This is a genomic window from Mesorhizobium sp. M7A.F.Ca.CA.004.12.1.1 (assembly GCF_003997835.1).
In the GTDB taxonomy this organism is placed as follows: domain Bacteria; phylum Pseudomonadota; class Alphaproteobacteria; order Rhizobiales; family Rhizobiaceae; genus Mesorhizobium.
Window position 1 is genome coordinate 1 of record NZ_RZRK01001041.1, and the last position, 1,806, is coordinate 1,806.

At 61.6% G+C, this 1,806-nt stretch carries 1 protein-coding gene, 1 tRNA gene and 1 pseudogene; 2 read left to right on the top strand and 1 reads right to left on the bottom strand.

What is annotated here, in order from left to right:
* Nucleotides 1–325, bottom strand: a pseudogene (locus EN984_RS33315) (efflux RND transporter periplasmic adaptor subunit); the annotation flags it as partial.
* A 100-nt stretch (nucleotides 326–425) separates the two neighbouring features.
* On the opposite strand from EN984_RS33315, the gene EN984_RS33320 reads away from it, so the two are divergent.
* Both EN984_RS33320 and EN984_RS33325 read left to right on the top strand, forming a co-directional pair.
* Nucleotides 426–1,334 carry a PhzF family phenazine biosynthesis protein gene (locus EN984_RS33320; protein ID WP_127268498.1) on the top strand — a complete coding sequence of 303 codons (909 nt, stop codon included), beginning with the start codon at nucleotides 426–428 and terminating at the stop codon, nucleotides 1,332–1,334.
* A 106-nt stretch (nucleotides 1,335–1,440) separates the two neighbouring features.
* Nucleotides 1,441–1,516: transfer RNA gene (locus EN984_RS33325), tRNA-Lys, on the top strand.
* Nucleotides 1,517–1,806: the final 290 nt, after the last annotated feature.

Sequence of the window (1,806 nt, forward strand, 5' to 3'; positions counted from 1 at the left end):
GGTTCTCCTCGGCCGAGACCGAGCGGATGATGCCGGACAGTTCGCTTGAAATGTCGACCTGGGTAAGGGGCTGTAGCGTGCCGGTCGCCGACACCGCGACGGTGAGGTCGGCCTTGGCGGCAGGCACGGTGGTGTAATCGATCCTGGCCGGCGAGCCGGCATACCACTGATAGACGCCAAGCCCGGCAGCGAGCACGATCAACGCCAGCAGCGCATAGAGCCAGCCGCGCCGGCGCGATTTGCGCCGACCCGTTCTGTCGAGCCCAAGCGCCGTCTCGATGGCGGAATCCGATTCCGTCTTTGGCAGATTGACAATCTGGTCCACGCTGGACCCCTATAATGCGTAATATCCCGTCTGTGCACAGATCAGGCTTACTGGTTCAAATATCAAATTAAATTTCGCCCATGTTGGGATTGAGGCAGGAATGAAAACCCGGAATTACTTGCTCTACGATGTGTTTACGACCGAGCGACTGGCCGGCAATCCCTTGGCCGTCGTGCTGGACAGCAAGGGATTGGACACGGCGGCGATGCAGGCCATCGCGCGCGAATTCAATCTGTCGGAATCGGTGTTCGTGCTGCCGCCGGACAATCCCAAGCACAGAAACCGCATTCGCATCTTCACGCCCGACTATGAAATGCCGTTCGCCGGCCATCCGACGGTCGGCGCCGCGATCGCGCTGGCCGAACTGGCTGAGGAGGGCGGCGCCGGCATCTTCGTGCTGGAGGAAAACATCGGCCCGGTGCGGTGCGCCGTCAGCAAGCATGACGGCAACACTTTTGCCGAGTTCGACCTGGCGAAGCTGCCGGAGCCGCTGAAGCTCGAAGCCGATCCGGAGGCGATCGGTGCGGCGCTTGGGCTGACGCCGCACGAGATCGGCTTCGAGAATCACCGCGTCGCGTTCTGGTCGGCCGGCGTGCCCTACGTCACCATTCCAGTTGCCAATCTCGAGGCGGCGGGCCGCATCCGGCTGGACAACCAGGCCTGGTCGGAACTGGCGCCGCGCAAGAGCGAGTGGGCCTTCGCCAGCCCCTATGTCTACTGCCGCGAGACGGTGAACCACGAAAGCGCCTTCCATGTGCGCATGATCGTGCCCGGCACGCCTTCCTACGAGGATCCGGCGACCGGCTCGGCGGCTGCGGCCTTTGCCGGCGCCATCATGCATTTCGACGCGCCGACCGACGGCATTTCGCAGCTGTGGATCGAGCAGGGGCTGGAGATGGGCCGGCCTTCGCGCATCCGCCTCGAACTGACCGTGCAAGGCGGAAAACTGGCCTCGGCGCGTATTGGCGGCAACGCGATCAAGGTGGCGGAGGGCAAGCTGTTCATCTGATCGAACGCATGCTCGGTCGATTTGTCGGGAAATGATTCCGGCAGGGCTGGACAGGACCGGTGGTGGCGGCTATATGCCCGCCAACGCCGGTTTTTGCCGGCCGAGTGGGTGCGTAGCTCAGTTGGTAGAGCAGCTGACTCTTAATCAGCGGGTCCACAGTTCAATCCTGTGCGCACCCACCAAATTCCTAGAAGAGTTGGTGGAAAGACCCTCAAAGCGAGACGCGTTTGGTGCGTCTCGGGCAGGCTGTCTGACCGTGATTCTTTAACCGCGCTATCCGGATCTCGTGGCGATTCAGCCGCGTTGAAAAATGCGGCTCAGAAACCGGCCGAGTCGAAAAGCAATGCTCTTTTCCCCGACTGCAGCTTCGTTGGCGCCAATTCCGTCTTTTCCCCCGGAGAAATCGCTGATGAGCCACCAGAAGAAGACCAGGAAGACAACGAAAATGCCGGTATCGATCGGGCCATGACTT